The following is a 21,341-nucleotide window of genomic DNA, read 5'->3' on the forward strand; positions in this document are numbered from 1 at the left end:
GCAGGAAGGCATCAAGTTTAAGTCAATTAGAATGGTTAATCGCTTTCAACTTCTAACTTTAGTGCATTAGCAACTACTCGACATGTCTTTTAATTGAAGAGGGAAGAGAATACTTACGAAGTCGGGATACTTAGCAGAGTAGTATTGATTTTTGGTTTAAAAGCTAATTAATTTGATAAGCTTTGATACGTCTTTGAGATATTACTATTTACTCAATCAAAAGTCAATACCAGTTTTACCTCATTAATTAATTGCTTTGAATTGTTTCATCTCTTGTAATGGTTCGATCGCATTGTAATCTTTCCATATCTTAGGATCATAGGATTTGATCGTTATAAATTTAAAATCGGTTTCTTTTATTTTTTCAATTGCCTCTGCCGTTGTTGTAGAACGAGACATATTAAGGAATTCTGTTTTGTTGCTCGTATTGGCTTCCATTTTTAAATCAAGAGAAAGCACATCTTTGTCGCTACTTGTTAATTCTATAAATTTTAGAGGACGGTTTAAATAAAAGTAATTTCCTGTTTCAATAGCGGCATATTGCATATAATAGCTGTCGTCATTGGCTTTTTTCTTGTAGGTAATTGTTCCCTTACTGACATTCTCTGAAACTTTAATTCCCAAAAGAAACTTCATATTGAAATTATTCAACTTCTCGCCTTCCTCTAAAATGTAATCAGTTCTCAGGATGGCGTAATCTGTTTCAGAAATATATAATTTACCCACATACATGGCTTTGCTTTTTCGAGGTTTAAAAGTAAGAACGTAAGCAAATTCATTTTCATTAGTGTAAGTCGTACCTTCAAAAGTATAGTCATACAGCTCTGGTTTTTGTATAAAATCAAACTTCTTGTTGTTTAACAAATTGGTTTGATACATAAAGCTGCTAAGGTTACTTTTTGTAGCAGTTAACTGACTGTCTATTTCTATGTCAATACCTTTGTTTTTCTTTTTATTGAAGTCTTTACGTAACGAAATCGTATCTCTTGATCCAAAAAGTCCACTTTTTGCGCGATAATATTTAGTGGAGTCTAAGTGTTGTAACATCATATTCATAGCTGTTTTTTCTAAATCGTCTAGGGACGTAGACTCTCCTTCATTTTTTAAGACAGTAGCTTTTAAAACAGCTAGTTTGGAGGTAAACACAAACTTATCAGCTTTTTTGGTTTTAACCGAATAGTAGTTACAAAGAATATCGGTAAATGATAACGGCGGATGCGATATTAATTTTTTAGAAAAACCCTGCAAGTCATTGTTGATTTTTGATAATGCTTGCTTACTAAAACCAGTTGATTCGTTAATTTCTACATCGATTATGGAAGGATTAAAATAATTAGAGGTTCTGTAAAAGAACATTTCTTTTGACCCTTTTTCGCCAGTGGTATAATTACGGCTCAAGTTGGCTTTTACATTTGCCATAATCTCATATGGATTGGGTTTTATATTGGATACAGCAACATCATTTAGTTGAAAAACACCAGGTGCCAGTTTAATGCTATAATCAAGTCTTTTTAATTCGGCGACGGTCAATTGCTGATTAACATAACCCAAATAGGAAACTGTAAGTAGGGTTTCGTCCTGACTGTTGTTTTCTGAGAGCGTAAAATAGCCTTCACCATTAGACACCAAATTTTCAGATTCGTTTACCTTAATATTAGCATACGGAATACTTTCCCCAGTTGCGGAATCAATGATTTTACCCTTTATGTTTTGAGCAACTCCTAGCTGAAAAAGGAATACAATGAAAAAAAAACTAATTAAAATTTGCTTCATTTTGTTAAAATATTTGATTGTATTAATTATTATGATTGCCTTTAAATACTAATTGAGTTTTAAGATAAAATTCATTTTTTCTATTTTTCAAATATAAAGGTTATTAGATTATCAATCAGAGCGTAATTACTAATTTATTGTTAATTTTCTTACGAAATTAAAATTCAGATTTACCTTTAAAAACAAAACTCAGCAGTTGCAATAGTAATGCTGAAAATGTTGAAAGTAAAATTTTTTAATCTAAATTTTATATTAGGATTAAACGTAATACATTTACCGTTCTATAATTAGCTTTTATTTAAATGAAAAAACTATTACTTATTGCGATTTTCGCAATTACCGCAGGTGTTTTTGCTCAAGATAACACTCCAAGCACTGTTAGCGAGAATTACACTAAGAAAGAAGTGCACATTAAAATGCGTGATGGAGTATCTCTTTATACCGCCATCTACACGCCCAAAGACCATTCTAAAAAATACCCAATGATCATGCAGCGCACGCCTTACAGTTGCGCGCCTTATGGTGCTGACCAATTCAAGAAAAGCATTGGCCCTAGCGAAACCATGATGAAAGAAGGTTACATTGTTGTGTATCAAGATGTACGCGGGCGCTGGATGAGTGATGGTTTGTATGACAATATGAGAGCGTACATTCCTAATAAAAAATCAAAAACAGATGTTGATGAAGCTTCGGATACGTATGATACTATTGATTGGTTAGTTAAAAATACAGACTATAACAATGGAAATGTGGGAATCTGGGGAATTTCGTACCCTGGGTTTTATGCAACTTACTCCTTATTGAGTAGGCATCCTGCATTGAAAGCCGTTTCGCCTCAGGCGTGTATCAGCGATTTTTTCTTTGATGATTTTCACCATAACGGAGCCTATTTATTGAGCTATTGGAAAGCGACACCTCTTTTTGGTATTCAAAAATCAGAACGCACAACTACAGATTGGTACAAATTTCCCGACTTGGGAACCAAAGACGATTATCAGTTTTTTATGAATGCGGGACCTTTGTCTAACTTGGACGCGTTTTATGGAAAAGACAATGAATTTTGGCTACAGCTAAAAGACCATTCCAGTTACGATGATTTCTGGCAAAAAAGAGGCATTCTCCAACATTTAAATGATATCAAGCCCGCGGTAATGACTGTAGGAGGTTGGTTTGACGCCGAGGATTTATACGGTCCTTTAAACACCTACCAGACGATAGAGAAAACCAGCAAGAACTACAATACTATTGTTATGGGACCCTGGAGTCATGGAGACTGGGCAAGAAATGGAGCCAAAGCAGTTATTGGAAACATAAACTTTGGAGATAGTATTTCAGGTTTCTTTCAAAAAAATATTGAAGCCCGCTTTTTCCACCATTTCTTAAAAGACAATGGAAAAGGAGAAAACCAACTACCGGAGGCTTATGTTTTTGACACGGGAACCAAAAACTGGAAAACCTATAATGTTTGGCCACCTAAAAATGCAGCAAAAGAAAGCTTTTATTTAGTACAGGATAAAATAATGGCTGGGTCAGTAAACGACGGCGAGTTTCAAGAGTTTATTAGTGACCCTAAAAAGCCAGTTCCTTTTACAGAAGACATCAATCAAAAAGGAATTACACCAAGAAAATACATGACGGATGACCAGCGTTTTGCGGCACGACGTCCAGATGTGTTGGTGTATGAAACCGAAGTTTTAAAGGATAATATGACGTTAGCCGGCGATATCGTAGCACAATTGCAGGTTTCGACTTCAGGAACGGATGCGGATTGGATTGTAAAAGTAATTGATGTTTTCCCTAATGATGAACCGGAAACGGTTGAGGTAGCACCTTACTTAAAGATGAGTAATTACCACATGATGGTACGAAGCGAAGTGATGCGCGGTCGTTTTAGAAATAGTTTTTCTAAACCAGAACCTTTTGTGGCTAACGAGAAGACAGCGGTAAACATCAAGCTACAAGATGTTATGCATACGTTCAAGAAAGGTCATAAAATCCAAATCCAAATTCAAAGTACTTGGTTTCCTTTAATTGATTTGAATCCGCAAACTTTTGTAGACAATATCTTTTATGCAAAAAAAGAAGATTTTAAAAAGCAAACACATCGCGTGTATGCGGATTCTAAAATTATATTTTCTGTTGTGAAATAAGACCAAACGAATTTATGTTTTAGTTCTCCCGATAGATCTCAAGAGCATTGCGAGATGATACTAATAGCCCGTGCCCATTTTTCGGCATAATATGAATAGAGTACAATGCAGTTGTACTCCATTGAATATGCAATCGGTATAACTACACTACTTTAAAAATAAAAACCCAATTCTATATAGTAGCGATTGGGTTGTTGTTTTATAGTCATAGGTATTTTGACTTGTTTTAATAATTTAGTGTCATTTTCATGCATTTATAGGAGCCCTTATCTGAAACAAAACTAGTACTTCCAAATTTATCTGGAATAGCTATTTTAACTATATTACGCTTCGCGCTTTTAACAAGAGAAATGTATAATACTTTTACACTTATCTTTATTGAGCTAATAATTTTTAGAAATTATTTTGTGTTGCCAGAGTAGCTAAGCGACCTGCTATTAACGCAAAAGCTAAAGAGGCATAATCATCAATTACAAGTACTTTACCTTTTCCTTCGGACTCTAGTCAGTTGCGCACTAATAAGCTGCTTTCAAACAATTTTATCGTCGTAATTTTCCTGAAAAGACTTTTTTGTTACCAAAATGATTAAAAATAGGATCCACACAACTAAGAAGTGTTTCATATTCAACCCAAAGTTCTGCTGTTGTAAACATATTTGCAAGTAGTGATTTTAGGAGCTATTTTTAAGGAAATAAATGTAAAGGCAACATGCGTACATGTTGCCTTTACATTTAAATAGAATAACTATTATTTTTCTAATACGAGTTCTCGTTCTGCTATATTTTGTTTGATTTCAAACTGATTACTGGTATTTTTTGCTCCATCAGCTTTTAAAGCTTTGTCTCCAGCAAAGAATGTTTTATGGTCATCACCAAGATTTGATCCTGCCATTCTTTGATGTTTTACACAGGCAACACCTTTGCGTATTTCTTGTCTTTGAACCTCTTTAACATAAGCCAACATTCCTTCTTCTCCAAAATAGCCTTGTGTTAAGTCATTCATATGAAGTGCTGTAGTATGATACGTCGGTAAGGTAATTAAGTGATGGAAAATCCCAGCTTCTCTTGATCCATCTGCTTGGAACGTTTTAATTTTATCATCTGCACGATGACACAGTTCAGAATTATCATATTGTGCATCCATTAAATTATTTCTATCATAGCCTGTCAAATTATCTCCTTCGGCAAGCATTTCTTCGTACACTTGATTGCGAAAGTTTAAGGTCCAGTTAAAAGATGGAGAGTTATTATAAACTAATTTTGCATTAGGCACAACGGCTTTCACTCTATTTACCATTTGAGCAATTTGCTTTACATTTGGCGTATCCGTTTCAATCCATAACAAATCTGCTCCGTTTTGTAAACTAGTAATACAATCTAATACTACTCTATCAATGTTTGAGCCATCTCTAAATTTATATAAACCATTTGCTAATCTGACTGGACGTACTAATTTACCGTCCCTTTTAAGAAGTACATCATCTTCTTTAGCATCATTAAGAGCTATTTCGTCTGCTTCTACAAACGCTAAATATTGGGAAGCTAGATCTCCAGACTCTTTACTAACTGGAAGCTTTTGAGTTAAACTAGCACCTTCAGAGTCTGTTCTAGCAACAATAATTCCGTCTTCGACACCTAATTCTAAGAACGCGTATCTAATAGCATTTAACTTATCAATAAAATCTTCATGAGGTACAGTAACTTTTCCATCTTGATGCCCACATTGTTTCGCATCTGAAACTTGATTTTCAATTTGAATAGCACAAGCTCCAGCTTCAATCATTTTTTTAGTTAACAAGTAGGTGGCCTCTTCGTTCCCAAAACCTGCATCAATATCAGCAATAATAGGAACTATATGCGTTTCAAAAGTATCAATTTGATCTTGTACCTTTTCTCCGTTTTCAAGTCTTCTAAATAAATCATTTAGCTCAATTGCATCAGCTTGACGTAAGAAATCATAAATTTCTTTGATCAATGCTGGAACAGCAGTCTTTTCGTGCATTGATTGATCTGGTAATGGTCCAAATTCTGAACGTAAAGCAGCAACCATCCAACCCGAAAGATAGATGTATTTTTTATTAGTCGTTTTATGATGTTTTTTAACAGCGATCATATTTTGTTGCGCAACAAAACCATGCCAAGAACCGAGAGATTGGGTGTAATGAGATGAATCGGCATCGTACTCTGCCATATCTTTTCTCATAATAGCTGCTGTATATTTAGCAATATCTAAACCTGTTTTAAAACGATTCTGAGTTGCCATTCTAGCTGCACTTTCAGGATTGATTGCTTTCCAAGTTTCTCCGTACTTTTTTTTAAGGTCTCTTACAGTCTCTAGTGCAGAACTATAATTGCTTTGTGCTAAATTTTTCATAATTTTGTTTTTGATTATTAAGGTTGTTAAAGATTTTTATAATTAGGTCTCGTAAACTATTCCAGTAGTTGCGAGACATTTTTTTAAATATATCGGTATGCTGGTAGCGTTAAAAATTCTTCAAACTCTTCTGAGATTACTAGCTTATTAAAAATTTCTATAGCTAATTCAAACTTGCTATTCTTTATGTTCTCTTCGCCAAATTCGGTGATGATTTTTTCTACTTCATCATCAAAAATATCTTTGTAGAAAGTCATATTAAAAGTCCTTCCATCTTCTATGACAACTTCTTTATGTAGCCATTGCCAAACCTGTGTTCTTGAAATTTCGGCTGTTGCAGCATCTTCCATTAAGTTGTAAAGCGCTACGGCACCATGACCTCTTAACCAAGCTTCCGTATATAAAATACCAACATTAATATTTTTTCTAATCCCTTCTTCAGTTACGGTGCCTTTAGGTATTTCAACCAAATCTTGTTCTGTTATTTTTACATCATCCCTAGTTACATGCAACTGGTTAGGTGTTGATATGTGTTTGTTAAATTCTGCCATAGCAACTGCTACTAATGCAGGATGTGCAACCCAAGTACCATCATGTCCATTTTTTACTTCACGCTCTTTGTCTTTTCTTACTTTTTCTAAAGCCGCAGCATTCGCTTTTTTATCATTTTTAATCGGAATTTGAGCAGCCATTCCGCCTATTGCAAGAATACCTCTTTTATGACAACGTTGAATAACTAACTTTGAATACGCATCCATAAATGGTGTAGTCATGGTTACTTGGTCCCGATTTGGAACTACAAAATTTGGATGATTTCTAAATTTTTTGATATAAGAAAAAATATAATCCCAGCGTCCACAGTTTAAACCAACAATATGATCCTTGAGTTCGAAAATTATTTCGTCTAATTGAAAACTGGCAGTAATGGTTTCCACTAAAACAGTTGCTTTAAAAGTTCCATTTGGTACAGTTAAATACTGCTGCGCAAATTCAAAAACTTTGTTCCACCAACGCGCTTCTAAATAATGCTCTAATTTTGGTAAGTAGAAATACGGTGCAGTCCCATTTTGCATCATTGTTTGCGTGTTATGGAATACATACAAGCCAAAGTCAACCAAACTTCCAGAAGTTTCTTTATTGTTAATTAAAATATGTCTTTCGTTTAGGTGTAAACCTCTCGGTCTAACTAATAAAACAGCTGTTTTTTCGTATAATGTATACGATTTATTAGATTTTGTGTCGTTTAAAGAAATTGATTTTTTATTAGCATCTATAAGGTTTTGCTGTCCTTCAACAGTATTTTTCCAAGTAGGAGCATTGCTGTCTTCTAGATCTGCCATAAATGTTTTGGCTCCAGAATTTAAAGCATTAATAATCATTTTTTTATCTACTGGGCCTGTAATTTCTACACGTCTATCTTGCAAGTCATGTGGAATGTTTCCCGCTGTCCAATTTCCATCTCTTATAGCTGCAGTCTCTCTTGGAAACTCTGGAAATTTACCTTCATCAAAAACCATTTGTTGATTTACGCGACTTTCTAAAAGAGAGAGCCTTTCTTCATTAAATTTTTCATGAAGTGCAGTAATAAAGCTCAATGCTTCATCTGTTAGAATTTCGGGATAGTAATTATTAACCTCTTTTGAAAAGTTAATTTTAGATTGTTTTAAAAATGTAGTTTCCATGATACTTTTGATTTATAGTACAATAGTATAATAAAGTTTTTAATAAAACAAGCGAACGTTCGCTTTTTATAGTTTTAAAACAAAAAAAATATATTCGCAAAAAACCTTGTATTTGCTTTTATAAAAGATGATGACAGTGCATTTATATTTGGTAAAGTCTATGATAGATAAATAGTCAATATAACTCCTTGTTCTTTGGTTTCTCTAAATTTCAGTTTTATCTAAGACGTATTTAAATGAACTTGAAAACAAAAAAAAATAATCTAAGCAAGATAGAATCGTAAGTATTTTGGAGGAATTAGACGTTCGATAGGGTGAGATATCGACTTTAAAATTAGATAATATATTGGCTGCAATTGATTATTTGCTGCGCTATAAGTAGGGAAGGAAATTCCATTGGGACTCTTTGGCATAAAAGAAAGTACTTAATGGATATAATTGTGAATGCTCCTGCTAAAGTAAATAGTGATTATAGAAGTTGCTAAAAAACTATTAAGTTTTTCGTTACCAAAATTTTCACTAAAAAGTTAAACGTGCTGCGAGGAAATGTTTAGCAGGGTGCACATTGACAATCTGTGCCCGCCTTTGGATTAACCATTCAGTTACACCAGTTCTTTTTATTGAGTTTCTTTGCTATTAAATTGCATTTTTTTTTTCTTACCAGTAAGGTTTTTTTGTGTCATCGGAGTTTAATAGACCAATTGCACTTTACCATCCAAACATTCTATACTTGTTGGCGAAGGAGTGACGTCACAAGTTGAAATAACTCCCCATTTCGTATTGAATTCTTTTTGACAATTTGTGTATTTCTCTACTTTAGTGAGGAATTCAGTTGTATTTAATTTCAATGAATAGGCAATAAATCCGGCAGGTCCACCACAGGCTTTAGAACCAATTGAGGTAAAAGCCCAGTCTGCAGGATTCTCACATTTCGTACTAGTTGAAAGTAACAAAATTTCCGCCTGCATTTTTTCGAGATTTTGTGCTTCTTGTTTTTGTGTACTCCAGTTATCATTACTGCAACTAATAAAAGTTAGTCCAATTGCTATGATTAATGATTTTAAGTTTGTCATAATTAATGTTATTATCTAATTTAATTGGAATCGATTGGTTGGTACTAATGTATAGATAGTCTTTTATTTGAGATACAAAATCAACGAAATAGCCTTCTCAACAAGGGGTTCCATTAGCTGATAGCCGGCTTTGTTGGGATGTACACCGTCATTTGAATAGGAGAAAGGCAGGCCTTTTTGACCATCAGTCATAGCCGAGTAATAATTAATATAGGGGATATTATTTACGCCAGCATAACTTTCAATACTTTTATTCAGCGCCAAGATGGTATCAGCAGGTTTTTCTTTGGGACTCCAATAAAAATAATTGGCAGGCAAAACGGAACACAGAATGACCTTGATGTGATGGGTCTGAGCGAGTTCAACCATCGAGAAAATATTATTTTGAATCATTTCCAGAGTTGCGGTCCCAGTATTTCCGGCAATGTCATTTCCGCCGCAAAGAATTACGACTGCGCTTGGTTTTAGGGCAATAACGTCAGCTCGAAAACGTAGGAGCATTTGCGGAGAGGTTTGTCCGCTAATTCCCCTGTTGATATAGGGTTTTCCCTGAAAAAATTCTGGGTGAATGTTGCTCCAAAATTCAGTTACGGAGTCACCCATAAAAACAATTCTGTTTTCTCCAGTCAGTGGCGCCTCGATAGCGGCATTTTCTTTCCTGTATTTATTTAAATATGGCCAGTCTTGAGCTTGTTTTTTTATTCCCATAAATGTAGTGCTAAAAGAAAATAAAATTAGTTTTATTTTTTCACTATCGCTATTACTAAAAGATGTAAAAATCAATTCGCAGTTTTGGCGGTTTTTTTATTGGATTAAATTATGTTAAATTAAAATATACTGTAATAATGTTCTCTTTTTAAGCTAAGTTTATAGCTGAAATACTTATTAAAGTAGATCATTGAAATAAATGCAATTATGTTTTTTTATAAAAAGTTATCCCAAATTAATTTTCTTAGTAGAAGTTATGCTTTTAAGTTTTTATTTGTTGCTTTCGTAGGGATTCACATTCCTCTTATAGGTTTGTTGTTTTTTGTACTTTATGGTAATTTTTCGATTTCTCCAAATTCGATTTTGATTTTTGCACTCGTAATGACCTTGTTGGCTTCGGGAGTTACCTTAGCTATACTGAAACAATTGATTAGGCCTATTGGATTAGCTTCCGGAGCATTGATCAGTTATAGGACGGAGAGACAAGTACCAAACTTACCTTTGAATTTTCAGGATGAGGCCGGTCTTTTAATGCGTAACATTCAAGAAACTATACTGGAACACGAAAAATTCATTATCGAAAAACAAGACTTAGTCTATTTGCTGTCCCATGATTTAAAAAATTTTGCAGGACAACCCCAGTTATTGGCAAGTCTGATATTGGAGGCAAATCCATCAAATGAAATCAAAGATTTGGCGGAATTGATTTACCAGTCTTCCAATCAACAGTTTCTATATATTGAAAATTTTTTAAAATTACTCAAGGAACAAGATGAATTAGTACAAAGTAGTCCGGATTTCAAATTGATTGAATTTGAAACTATGGTTTCAACCGTTGAAGAGTTAGTACATCAGTTATTGACAATTAAGAAAATTAAATTAAACGTATCAATTGAAGTGCAGAAGGCAGAACTCTTAATTGAGGAAGAATTATTAATTAGGGTATTGGTGAATTTGATTGATAATGCCATAAAGTTTTCCTACCCTGGTAGTGAAGTTAATTTAAGAATTTATAAAGAAGAGACAAAGTTATTTTTCAGTGTTTCAGATGACGGTATTGGATTCAACTTGAATCAGACGGAGGAGTTATTTAAAAAATTTACAAAAATGAGCAAACTGGGAACTTCAAATGAAGGATCTACCGGAATTGGCTTGTATTTGTGTAGAAATATAATTGAAAAAAACCAAGGACAACTTACCGCAATAAGTCATGGGCAAAACAAAGGTGCTACTTTTACCGTTGTTTTCTAATTATCAAAGTGAATACTGTTTTCTTTTATTAAAAATCCGCAATAAAATTTAATTTTATTGCGGATTTTGCATTTGTATTTCTATTAAGAAAAAGAATTAATGTCATTATGAGCTTTATTTAGTATTTAAAATATGTTTAATTAACTAAAAAATAGTATTAAGTGTAGTTTATAGTTTTTTTTAACACTTTAATCGGAATTGTAAAATAAATCGTAGCAGTATGTTAAAAATAATATAGTTTAGATTTGGGATGATGTTTTTAGAGTCAATGTCCCGATGCTTTTAGACCTAGAAAAGAGCATTTTTTTGTCTAAAATAGTTGGGTTGATTCGTACCAAAAAGGTAGAAAAATTCTATTCTATTGATTAATATTTTTACAATAAGGCGTTACGTGTTCGTTATTTTAATATTTCAATTCTACAATTATGAAAACATTTCTACCTAAATCGGGATTTTTTTCTTTTATTTTTTAGTTTCTAGTTTGTTTTTTGCTAGTCTAGTTTTTGGGCAAACTATAGCAACGGTCACCACAGATAAGTTAGATTATTATCCAGGTGAGTATGTTATTATTACTGGTGCCGGTTGGCAGGCCGGAGAAACGGTCAGTTTTCATTTTGATGAAACTCCTAAACCTGCAACTTGTCTTCTTTCTCACGATATAGAGGTTGTTGCTGATTCTCAGGGGAATATTTATAACAATCAGTTCCTGATAAAAGAGAACCACTTGGGTGTTCATTTTGTGTTAACAGCAACTGGACTAAGTTCGGGACTTATTGCATTACATGAATTTGATGATTCTACGTGGTCGTTAGTACCTGATAAAACTTCCTTCTGTCCAAGTTCTGTAACCAACGTTAAATTTACTATAAAACAAACTAACGGTGCAACTAGCAATATCTATACTACTGTCGTTTTGCCTAGTGGATACTCTTTTAGTAATCCCGGTAATGTAACGTTTCCTGTCGGAAATAGCACCTCTATAAATTTAATTAATTCAACTACGGTTTGTTTGACCGCAAGCAGCGGATTGAGTAATAATAGTATTATTACTTTCACCGCTGATATTACTGCCCCCAATAGTGCAGGAGTAAGTTCTTTATTTGCTGGTAAGGGTAACACAACAGGATGTTCAACTACTTCTGGGGTATCTATAACTAATCCGCCTTCATTTGCGCTAACAACGGGGTCAATCGTATCTTTAGGAACTATAACTAGACCTTCTAACGAATGTGCAGGTTCAATAAATAATTTATATAGTGTTATGGACGCTAGTGGAGCTACATCATATACATGGAGCGTAACTGGTTCAGGATGGGCTATTACAGCTGGCCAAGGAACTGTTTCAGCTGCTGTTACGATTGGTACAGGTGTTGGAACAGTTTCTGTTACTGCTAATAATGGGTGTAGTTCCAGTACCGCATCTTCTACTGGAAATATTACAGCAACCATTGCAGTCGGTTCACCATCAGCCATTACGTCATCTTTAAATACATGTCGAAATAGCTCTGGTAATACATTCAGTATTTCGGCAGTCAGTGGAGCGACATTTTATACATGGTCAGTATCAGGGACTGGGTGGTCAGTCACTAATGGTCAGGGAACAGTAGCTGCAAGTATAACCATTGGATCAGGAGATGGATCAGTTTCTGTAACTGCTTCTAATGCATGCGGAACAAGTTCACCATCCTTTACAGGCATTATAAGTCCGTCGTTTGCCAATGCGTTACTTACCACAGGTAATACAAGTATTTGTCAGGGTGATAACGTTAATCTTTCTATAACATTAAGTGGTTCAGGAAATCTTTCTGGAACATTAAGCGATGGAACGGTATTTAGTGGGACGGCTGCAAGCAGTCCAGTGTCAGTGTCAGTATCACCATCTTTGCAAGCCATTTATACCATAGCGTCTTTAAGTAATGGAACGTCTTGCGCAGGTACTTTTAGCGGTTCAACTGAAATTTCATTAAAAGGAAAATACACTTCTAATGCTGGTGATAATAAAACAATATGTCCTGGAACAGCGCTCGCACTAAGTGGTGTAGCAACCGGAACAAGTCCAACCTATTTATGGTCGAGTTCTGGCTCTGGAAGTTTTTCAAGTACATCTGCTCTTACAACGGTTTATACGCCATCATCTGCTGATATTAGTTCAGGATCAGTTATATTGAGCTTTAAAGTCAGTGGAACAGGAGCTTGTGACGTAACAGATGAGATGATTTTGACTATTGGAGACAGTATCATGCCAATAGCCAAAGCTAAGAATATTACAGCTCAGTTAAATGCCGCTGGAACAGCTACATTAACAGAAGCGCAAGTAAACAATGGATCTTCTGATGCTTGCGGAATCGCTTCGTTGACTTTAGATAAAATGACTTTCAACTGTTCGAATGTTGGTTTGAATACAGTTACTTTAACGGTAACGGATATAAACGGCAATGCATCAACAGCTACAGCAGTAGTAACAGTAGAAGATAAGGTTGCACCAGTAGCAATAGGACAGAACGTAACGGTTCAATTAGATGCTACAGGAAACGGTTCAACTACGCCAGCATTAGTAAACAATGGATCTTCTGATGCTTGCGGAATCGCTTCGTTGACTTTAGATAAAAGGACTTTCAACTGTTCGAATGTTGGTCCGAACACAGTTACTTTAACGGTAACGGATTTAAACGGCAATATATCAACAGCGATACAAATCGTAACAGTAACGGATAATATCAATCCAACAATAACAGCACCTGCGGCAACAACAGGCACAACCAATGTTCCGTGTACTTCTACCAATGTGGTTTTAGGAACACCTGTAACGGCTGATAATTGTTCAGTAGCATCAGTAACCAATAATGCACCTTCGGCTTTTCCATTAGGAACAACAACGGTGACTTGGACCGTAATAGATGGCTCAGGAAATTTTGCTACAGCAACGCAATCAGTAGTTGTAACGGATAATATAAATCCAACAATAACAGCACCTGCGGCAACAACAGGCACAACCAATGTTGCGTGTACTTCTACCAATGTGGTTTTAGGAACACCAGTAACAGGAGATAATTGTTCAGTGGCTTCTACAACAAATGATGCACCTACGACTTTTCCATTAGGAACAACAACGGTGACTTGGACCGTAACAGATGGCTCAGGCAATTTTGCTACAGCAACGCAATCAGTAGTTGTAACAGACAATATCAATCCAACGATTACTGCACCAGCAGCTACTACAGGCACAACAAACCTTGCTTGTACTTCTACCAATGTGGTTTTTAGGAACACCTGTAACGGCTGCTTTTCCATTAGGAACAACAACGGTGACTTGGACCGTAACAGATGGCTCAGGCAATTCTGCAACAGCAACGCAATCAGTAGTTGTAACAGACAATATCAATCCAACGATTACTGCACCAGCAGCTACTACAGGCACAACAAACCTTGCTTGTACTTCTACCAATGTAGTTTTAGGAACACCAGTAACGGCTGATAATTGTTCAGTGCATCAGTAACCAATAATGCACCTTCGGCTTTTCCATTAGGAACAACAACGGTGACTTGGACCGTAACAGATGGTTCAGGCAATTCTGCAACAGCAACGCAATCAGTAGTTGTAACAGACAATATCAATCCAACGATTACTGCACCAGCAGCTACTACAGGCACAACAAACCTTGCTTGTACTTCTACCAATGTAGTTTTAGGAACACCTGTAACGGCTGATAATTGTTCACGTGCCCATCAGTACCTATACTCGCACCTACGGCTTTTCCATTAGGAACAACAACGGTGACTTGGACCGTAACAGATGGTTCAGGCAATTCTGCAACAGCAACGCAATCAGTAGTTGTAACAGACAATATCAATCCAACGATTACTGCACCAGCAGCTACTACAGGCACAATAAACCTTGCTTGTACTTCTACCAATGTAGTTTTAGGAACACCAGTAACAGCTGACAATTGTTCAGTGGCTTCTACAACAAATGATGCACCTTCGGCTTTTCCATTAGGAACAACAACGGTGACTTGGACCGTAACAGATGGCTCAGGCAATTCTGCTACAGCTACTCAGTTGATTACAGTAACGGACAACATTAAGCCAACGATTGCTTGTGTTGAAGATAAGACAAGAGATACTGAAACTAGTAATTGTAGTTACACAGTTGCTGGCTCTGAATTCAACCCAAGCTCTTTTGGGGATAACTGTACAGGATCAACAATAAGTAATAATTATAACAGTAATTCAACTCTAGCTGGAGCTGTATTACCCAAAGGGTCAACAACAGTAGTTTGGACGGTTAAAGATGCAGCAGGCAACAGCTCGTCATGCAGCTTTACTGTAATAGTTACTAGTCCTTTGGTTGCTACTTCTACCACGGATAACTTGCAGTTGTATTTTGGTTTATCAACAGATCAGATAGCAACTATCACGACAACGCCGTCTGGAGGTACTGGACCCTATCAAATAGTATATACGATGGATCGTGCATTGAATTGTAATGTAAACGGAAGTAGTGAAACTTGGACTGGTGGTGCAAATACTAGTACTAATGTAGGGAATATTTGTCCAACTACTACTCCTGTGTCAACTTCTAACTCAGTATCATCATATACTGTAACAGTTAAATTAATGACGGATGCTATTATTACTGCTACGGTTACAGACCGCTATGGTTGTATTGTTATATCTACGATAAAAATTTGTGCAGAGGATGTACGCTGTTTTGCCGGTAAAAGTGGAAATGCAAAAGTTAAAATATGTCATCAAACTAACAGTGCTAAAAATCCATGTCAAGAAATATGTGTTGATGAATCAGCCGTTGCAGCGCATGTGGCTCATGGTGATTTTGTAGGTTCTTGTACAACAGATTGTAAACCAAGAACAACTACAAGGCCTGTAGTTATTGGCAAGGAAAAACTACTTGAAACAGAAATTCCTTTCAATGTAATAGCGTATCCTAACCCTTCCAATCATCAGTTTACATTAGATCTAAAAGGAGGTAGTGATAAAAAAGTAGAGGTGATTGTTTATGATATGCTGGCCAGACAGATAAAAAGGATTGAAAAAAGTGATGGGCAAAGCATCCAATTTGGGGAAGAGCTTCCATCTGGGGAGTACCTTGTATTAATTAAACAAGGCGAAAATCAAAAAGTAATTAACCTAATTAAAAAATAACGTTCTTTTAATTACTATTAAAGTAAAACCAGCCCAACATTCGGGCTGGTTCTTTACTTTCAACCAAGTTTTTTTCCAAAGAACTTTTAAAGTTTCGTTAAAAAAAGTTGAGAAGGAAAGTCTTATCTTTTAAAATGCTAAATTTGGTTAAATCAAAAAAATACAATTATGAAAAGAAATGCAACCGCAGTATGGCAAGGGTCCGTTACAGAAGGATCCGGAAAACTTACATCACAAAGTAAAACATTAGAAAGCACTCAATATTCATTTAAATCGCGTTTTGAGGATGGAGTAGGTACTAATCCAGAAGAATTGATTGCAGCAGCACATGCGGGATGTTTTGCAATGCAACTTTCCGCATTTATTGGAGAGGAAGGGTTTAATGCTGAAAGTATAGAAACTAAATGTGACATCAACTTAGTAGATGGGGCAATAGTAGGATCTCATTTAACAGTCAAAGCAAAAATAGAAGGCATTTCAGACGCCAAGTTTCAAGAATTAGTGACCAAGGCAGAAAAGAATTGTCCTGTGTCCAAAGTATTGAATGCTGAAATTACATCTACAGCTACTTTATCTTAAGTTAGTTATACATTAATTAAAATAAGAAGAGGCTCTATTAGCTTAATAGAGCCTCCTCTTATTTTAAAATTGGTTTGCTAAAACAAACGCTATCGTCTATCCCTTGATATTGACCATAATTATTCGTTATGGTATAGCCATTCTTTTTGTATAAGGCAATAGCTTCCGGATATCTTCTGCCTGTTTCCAGAATACAGCTGGAAAACAATAATTCTTTGGCCCAAGATTCTAATTCGCCCAATATTTTAGAACCAATGTTTTTACCGCGATTTTCAGGATTAACAAACATTCTTTTTATTTCGGCAATATCGCCTTTATATAACTTAAAAGCACCACTACCTACTGCTTTATAGCCGTCGTAAGCAATTACCGCATACTTTATACTATCGGTTTTATTAAATTGGGCATAAAAGTGATGTTCATCACCATCCCGTATCTCAATGTCTTTATCGAGTTCGCCTATTAATTGAATGAAATCAATATTTTCTGCGTTGGTTCTTATTATTGTTATCATTTATTTAATCAAATAAATCAGAGGACAAATAGCGATCTCCGCGGTCACAGATTATAGCTACGATTACACCCGATTCTAATTCTGCGGCTATTTTTAAGGCCGCTGCCACTGACCCTCCGCTACTCATTCCTGCAAAAACACCTTCTTCAAGTGCCAGTCGCTTGGTCATGGCGCGTGCCTCGGTTTCGCTTACTTCGACAATACGGTCCACCTTTGAGGGATCAAATATTTTAGGTAAATATTCCTCTGGCCATTTACGGATACCCGGAATTTGCGAACCATCTGAGGGTTGACCTCCAATGATTTGGATCGCTGGATTTTTCTCTTTCAAGTAGGTAGATGTTCCCATTATAGTCCCTGTAGTTCCCATGGCAGCAACAAAATGGGTTACAGTACCTTTGGTATCATTCCAAATCTCTGGACCGGTCGTTTTATAATGTGCCTTCCAATTGTCTTCATTTGCAAACTGGTTTAGCATGATATAACCGCCTTCGGCTAATTTTTTATCGGCGTAGTCCCGGGAACCCAGTATTCCTTCTTTTGCCGAAGTCAGAGTCACCTTTGCGCCATAAGCACGCATGGTTTGGGTACGTTCTTTGGTTGAATCTTCAGGTAATACGAGTTCTATTTCTATATTTAGTAATTGGGCAATCATAGCCAATGCAATTCCCGTGTTTCCACTGGTGGCTTCAATTAATTTATCCCCTTTTTTTATGTCGCCTCTTTCTAAAGCGGATACAATCATATTATGCGCGGCACGGTCTTTTAGGCTTCCGCCCGGATTGTTTCCTTCGAGTTTCAACAGTAACTTTACATTCTTATTTTTATTCAAATTGACGCTTTCCACCAATGGGGTGTTCCCAATCAGGTCTAATAATTTTTTAGGCTCCATGCTATCTTAGTTCTTTTATTTTTACTTCTGTGGTTGTGGTGTTGGTCACAAGTGAACCTTCCGGAATGGATTTGGTAACCCATGAATTTCCACCAATGATACTATTTTTACCGATAACGGTATTTCCTCCTAATATGGTCGCATTGGCATAAATACATACATTTTTCTCCACGGTAGGATGTCTTTTTGCATTTTTCATGTCTTTGCTTACGCTCAGTGCCCCTAAGGTTACCCCTTGATATATTTTCACCCCTTTTTCAATAACAGTCGTTTCACCAATGACGATACCGGTCGCATGATCAATAAAAATGGGAGAATCTATGATGGCTCCTGCATGAATATCCGTTCCGGTGATTCGATGCGCATATTCGCTCATCAATCTGGAAAACAGAAGCAAGTCCAAAAGATAGAGCTCGTGGCTCAGTCTATAAATGGTAATGGCGTAAAAACCAGGATAGCCTAGGTATATTTCCTCGATGCTATTAGAGGCAGGGTCATTTTCCAAAAAGAAATTAGCATCTTGATTTAGCTTTTCAAGAACAGAAGGTAATTTTTCTAAGTATTGATCCCACATGGAGTCGCAAATTCCTTTTGGTTTTCTGCAGGCAATTATGGAAATTTCTTTGAAAAGAACTTGAAGTTCGTCAATACTTTCGCTCAACGGTGCATTGGCATCAAATAAAGTATAGAATAATTTTTCGGTAAAATCTTCTATCTTTGTTCTGATTCCGTAATTAATGGAGGAATGTCTCTTTAAAGAGATTATATTTTTAATAATCAGATCTTTTGTCATGATTATGGGATTGAATGGTTAGTAGAAAAGGCTTAAATTATGGAGTAATAACTAATAGCTCCAATCCTTCCTATTGAAATTGGAGGTGCTTATTGTTCATTTTTTTGTTTTTTTGGTCTCAATGAATAAGACGAAACAAAGATATTGAACTATTTTGAATTAAACTCTAAGAACTGCTATAGTATCAGCAGAAGAGTGGTGATTTCAATTCCAATTTGTTTGGAGTTTAGTATTTATAAACAGAAGCCACTTAAAAGTGTTTGTAGAAATAGCCACCAATCATAAAAAGCACATTCACTAGAGCTACGATTACAATTAATTTTTGAGAAATAATACCTTTATAAATAAAATGAAAACTAAGAAAACCTAAAAACAAAAGCGAGCTAAATAGGGCAGGGTACATTTGAAAAGAAGCCGTAAAATCTCCTTGTAAAAGCAACAAGAATGACCTCTGAAAACCGCAGCCCAAACACTCTATTCCAAAGAGTGTTTTACTAAGACATGGAATCATATATTTTGTTAAATCCAATGGTTTTATTTTTTTACAATTTACAAAATTTCAGCAAACCATTTAATAAAAAAGGGAGGCAATTTTAAATGTATTACATTTGGAATCTGATAGGTGAAGAAATGAAAAAATTAATAATTCCAATGATGATTGTTGCAATACTTGTTGCTTTCTTTGAGCAGGTAAGTGCCGAACAAAAATGTGTATATAACCGTAGTTGCCATTGCCATTTTTATGTTTGGCATGATGCGATTGAGTGCTAAAACGCCAAGTAAAAATCAAGATAATCAAGATAAAGAAGAAAAAGATGTTTAATATAGGAGACAAAGTTTCAGTGCTGGACGAAGCCATAAATGGAGTGGTGGTATCAACTAAAGATAAAGAAGTTACAATAGAAACAGAGGATGGATTCATGATGACATTTTTTGTCAAAGAAATTATTAAAGTAAACGATACCAGTAACTTAATGGATTCTATTAAAAGAATCAATAGAGATGAAATAGAAAAGGAAAAAGAGATCCCAAAACCGAGAAGTTTTGTAAAAGAACGCAAAGACAAGAACGAGAGAGCGGCACCGGAATTCGATTTACACATCGAAAAATTAGTACCAAACAAACAAGGTATGTCCAATTATGATATTCTAACTTTACAGTCTGAAACAGCCAAACGTCATATTGAATTTGCTATTCGTAACCGGATCCCAAAAATCGTTTTCATCCATGGAGTTGGTGAGGGAGTGTTAAAAGCGGAGTTAGATTTTTTATTAGGACGGTATGATAATATTGATTTCAGAGAAGGCAATTATCAAAAATACGGTCAAGGTGCCACCGAGGTTTTTATTAAACAAAACAGTAAATAAAACTTTTTTTACGTTAATTAATACGACTTAATTGGTCGTCAACAAATCACCGTAGACGTAATTATCACCCAATAGAAAGCTACTGTTTCCTTTCTTTAAAGTCACTTTTTTTAGTACGATAGTATGCTTAAAAGCGGTAGGACCATTTGTTGTTGTCGTTACTTCAATAATACCACTGACACCGGTTACACCACTTAAGCCATTCCATTGTTGGTTTATTGTTGGTGTGGCTGGTGTTGTTGCCCCACAAAAATAATCGCCTGTTAGGAGTCCTGTAAATAAGCGGTAGCTTAGTTTGTTTGATGTTGTACCAATGACTCCAGTTCGTGGGCTGTTTATAGCGGTTACTGTATTTACAATCAAACTTGGGTCGATGTCTAATGTCAATGCTTCGCTGCTAGTGTAATTATAAACTAAATTAGCGTTACTGCATTTCTCTACCGTTTTGTCAAAAAGAAAAGGTAAAGGAGTGGTGCTTGTTACATAATCACCAAAAGGAAAAGTTTCATATACTTGAGTTCCGTTGCTTTTTGCAAAAGTGACGTTCTTAAATACAATGTTATGATTATAGCCTGTAATACGGGTACTGTTCTCCGCTTCATTTAACGTTTTTACCGCTGTCGTTAATATTTGTATTTTACCAGCAGTAGCATTCCATTGATCTGTTACGATCGGGGTCGCAGGGGCTATAGTTTCGCAAATATTGTTAGTAGCAACGACACCATCATAAAATCGGTACACTACGCGATTGTTGCTGTTGATGTCTATTGTGGTTGGTGCGTCAGCTGATGAAGCCTCGTTTACAAAAGAACTTCCTGGAATTTCAAGAAGTAGCGCTTCTTTTTCTTTTAGTTTGAAAATAATGTTATTTGTGGTGCAACTTGTGGTTGCTATATCTTCAAAGTTAATGTCTTCCTGAATTAAATTACCATCGTCGCAACCGGTTAATACTAACACAAAAATTAAAAGGCTTAAAAATCTTTCCATGGCAAAATTTATTTCTACAAAAATAGCTAAAAAATT

Annotated in this window: 17 protein-coding genes; 7 read left to right on the top strand and 10 right to left on the bottom strand. The window is 35.6% G+C overall.

The features are described 5' to 3' along the window. Nucleotides 1-243: 243 nt before the first annotated feature. Entirely contained in the window at nucleotides 244-1,773 is a 1,530-nt protein-coding gene (locus A3SG_RS0109185) for a carboxypeptidase-like regulatory domain-containing protein (RefSeq protein WP_016989731.1), read from the bottom strand. Nucleotides 1,774-2,075: 302 nt separating this feature from the next. Between A3SG_RS0109185 and A3SG_RS0109190 the strand changes: the two genes are divergently transcribed. Continuing rightward, a complete protein-coding gene (locus A3SG_RS0109190; RefSeq protein WP_016989732.1) occupies nucleotides 2,076-3,923 on the top strand; it encodes a CocE/NonD family hydrolase in 1,848 nt (615 codons plus the stop codon). A 747-nt stretch (nucleotides 3,924-4,670) separates the two neighbouring features. Here A3SG_RS0109190 and A3SG_RS0109195 read toward each other — a convergent pair. From A3SG_RS0109195 to A3SG_RS0109210, 4 genes are all read right to left on the bottom strand, one after another. Next, a complete protein-coding gene (locus tag A3SG_RS0109195) occupies nucleotides 4,671-6,296 on the bottom strand; it encodes an isocitrate lyase (RefSeq protein WP_016989733.1) in 1,626 nt (541 codons plus the stop codon). An 83-nt stretch (nucleotides 6,297-6,379) separates the two neighbouring features. After that, the gene (aceB, locus tag A3SG_RS0109200) at nucleotides 6,380-7,978 is read right to left on the bottom strand and encodes a malate synthase A (RefSeq protein ID WP_016989734.1); all 1,599 of its coding nucleotides are present in this window, start codon (nucleotides 7,976-7,978) and stop codon (nucleotides 6,380-6,382) included. 689 nt (nucleotides 7,979-8,667) lie between these two features. Then, nucleotides 8,668-9,051, bottom strand: a complete 384-nt coding sequence (locus A3SG_RS19515; RefSeq protein ID WP_016989735.1) for a hypothetical protein — start codon at nucleotides 9,049-9,051, stop codon at nucleotides 8,668-8,670. 63 nt (nucleotides 9,052-9,114) lie between these two features. Continuing rightward, entirely contained in the window at nucleotides 9,115-9,759 is a 645-nt protein-coding gene (locus A3SG_RS0109210) for an SGNH/GDSL hydrolase family protein (RefSeq protein ID WP_016989736.1), read from the bottom strand. Between the two features lie 207 nt (nucleotides 9,760-9,966). On the opposite strand from A3SG_RS0109210, the gene A3SG_RS0109215 reads away from it, so the two are divergent. From A3SG_RS0109215 to A3SG_RS0109235, 5 genes are all read left to right on the top strand, one after another. Then, nucleotides 9,967-11,010, top strand: a complete 1,044-nt coding sequence (locus A3SG_RS0109215; protein WP_016989737.1) for a sensor histidine kinase — start codon at nucleotides 9,967-9,969, stop codon at nucleotides 11,008-11,010. A gap of 481 nt (nucleotides 11,011-11,491) precedes the next feature. After that, nucleotides 11,492-14,485, top strand: coding sequence for an HYR domain-containing protein (locus A3SG_RS0109220; protein WP_020477117.1), 2,994 nt, complete (start codon nucleotides 11,492-11,494; stop codon nucleotides 14,483-14,485). Nucleotides 14,486-14,488: 3 nt separating this feature from the next. Further along, entirely contained in the window at nucleotides 14,489-14,773 is a 285-nt protein-coding gene (locus A3SG_RS0109225; RefSeq protein ID WP_029596707.1) for an HYR domain-containing protein, read from the top strand. Next, the gene (locus tag A3SG_RS0109230; RefSeq protein ID WP_083832423.1) at nucleotides 14,722-16,173 is read left to right on the top strand and encodes an HYR domain-containing protein; all 1,452 of its coding nucleotides are present in this window, start codon (nucleotides 14,722-14,724) and stop codon (nucleotides 16,171-16,173) included. The genes A3SG_RS0109225 and A3SG_RS0109230 overlap by 52 nt, the downstream gene beginning before the upstream one ends. A 168-nt stretch (nucleotides 16,174-16,341) precedes the next feature. Next, a complete protein-coding gene (locus A3SG_RS0109235) occupies nucleotides 16,342-16,752 on the top strand; it encodes an OsmC family protein (protein WP_016989738.1) in 411 nt (136 codons plus the stop codon). A gap of 58 nt (nucleotides 16,753-16,810) precedes the next feature. Here A3SG_RS0109235 and A3SG_RS0109240 read toward each other — a convergent pair whose 3' ends face one another. From A3SG_RS0109240 to A3SG_RS0109255, 4 genes are all read right to left on the bottom strand, one after another. After that, nucleotides 16,811-17,266: a GNAT family N-acetyltransferase gene (locus tag A3SG_RS0109240; RefSeq protein WP_016989739.1), complete on the bottom strand. Its 456-nt coding sequence runs from the start codon at nucleotides 17,264-17,266 to the stop codon at nucleotides 16,811-16,813. A gap of 4 nt (nucleotides 17,267-17,270) precedes the next feature. Continuing rightward, a complete protein-coding gene (gene cysM / locus A3SG_RS0109245; RefSeq protein ID WP_016989740.1) occupies nucleotides 17,271-18,158 on the bottom strand; it encodes a cysteine synthase CysM in 888 nt (295 codons plus the stop codon). A gap of 1 nt (nucleotide 18,159) precedes the next feature. Then, nucleotides 18,160-18,951 (bottom strand): serine O-acetyltransferase, encoded by a 792-nt coding sequence (locus A3SG_RS0109250; protein ID WP_016989741.1) that lies wholly within the window; start codon nucleotides 18,949-18,951, stop codon nucleotides 18,160-18,162. Nucleotides 18,952-19,201: 250 nt separating this feature from the next. Beyond that, nucleotides 19,202-19,480, bottom strand: a complete 279-nt coding sequence (locus A3SG_RS0109255) for a DUF2752 domain-containing protein (RefSeq protein WP_029596709.1) — start codon at nucleotides 19,478-19,480, stop codon at nucleotides 19,202-19,204. A gap of 286 nt (nucleotides 19,481-19,766) precedes the next feature. On the opposite strand from A3SG_RS0109255, the gene A3SG_RS0109265 reads away from it, so the two are divergent. Beyond that, nucleotides 19,767-20,318, top strand: a complete 552-nt coding sequence (locus tag A3SG_RS0109265; RefSeq protein ID WP_016989744.1) for a Smr/MutS family protein — start codon at nucleotides 19,767-19,769, stop codon at nucleotides 20,316-20,318. Between the two features lie 27 nt (nucleotides 20,319-20,345). On the opposite strand, the gene A3SG_RS0109270 is transcribed toward A3SG_RS0109265, so the two are convergent. Next, nucleotides 20,346-21,341: hypothetical protein (locus A3SG_RS0109270; protein WP_016989745.1), on the bottom strand; the 996-nt coding region annotated here is incomplete at its 5' end.

Origin of the sequence: Flavobacterium sp. ACAM 123 (assembly GCF_000264055.1) — a bacterium.
In the GTDB taxonomy this organism is placed as follows: domain Bacteria; phylum Bacteroidota; class Bacteroidia; order Flavobacteriales; family Flavobacteriaceae; genus Flavobacterium.

Bases quoted from the DNA above. Each gene is read 5' to 3' on its own strand.
- A3SG_RS0109210 (WP_016989736.1), bottom strand. From the start codon at position 9,759: ATGGGAATAAAAAAACAAGCTCAAGACTGGCCATATTTAAATAAATAC.
- A3SG_RS19515 (WP_016989735.1), bottom strand. From the start codon at position 9,051: ATGACAAACTTAAAATCATTAATCATAGCAATTGGACTAACTTTTATT.
- A3SG_RS0109185 (WP_016989731.1), bottom strand. From the start codon at position 1,773: ATGAAGCAAATTTTAATTAGTTTTTTTTTCATTGTATTCCTTTTTCAG.
- A3SG_RS0109190 (WP_016989732.1), top strand. From the start codon at position 2,076: ATGAAAAAACTATTACTTATTGCGATTTTCGCAATTACCGCAGGTGTT.
- A3SG_RS0109250 (WP_016989741.1), bottom strand. From the start codon at position 18,951: ATGACAAAAGATCTGATTATTAAAAATATAATCTCTTTAAAGAGACAT.
- A3SG_RS0109195 (WP_016989733.1), bottom strand. From the start codon at position 6,296: ATGAAAAATTTAGCACAAAGCAATTATAGTTCTGCACTAGAGACTGTA.
- A3SG_RS0109240 (WP_016989739.1), bottom strand. From the start codon at position 17,266: ATGATAACAATAATAAGAACCAACGCAGAAAATATTGATTTCATTCAA.
- A3SG_RS0109235 (WP_016989738.1), top strand. From the start codon at position 16,342: ATGAAAAGAAATGCAACCGCAGTATGGCAAGGGTCCGTTACAGAAGGA.
- A3SG_RS0109215 (WP_016989737.1), top strand. From the start codon at position 9,967: ATGTTTTTTTATAAAAAGTTATCCCAAATTAATTTTCTTAGTAGAAGT.
- A3SG_RS0109265 (WP_016989744.1), top strand. From the start codon at position 19,767: ATGTTTAATATAGGAGACAAAGTTTCAGTGCTGGACGAAGCCATAAAT.
- cysM (WP_016989740.1), bottom strand. From the start codon at position 18,158: ATGGAGCCTAAAAAATTATTAGACCTGATTGGGAACACCCCATTGGTG.
- aceB (WP_016989734.1), bottom strand. From the start codon at position 7,978: ATGGAAACTACATTTTTAAAACAATCTAAAATTAACTTTTCAAAAGAG.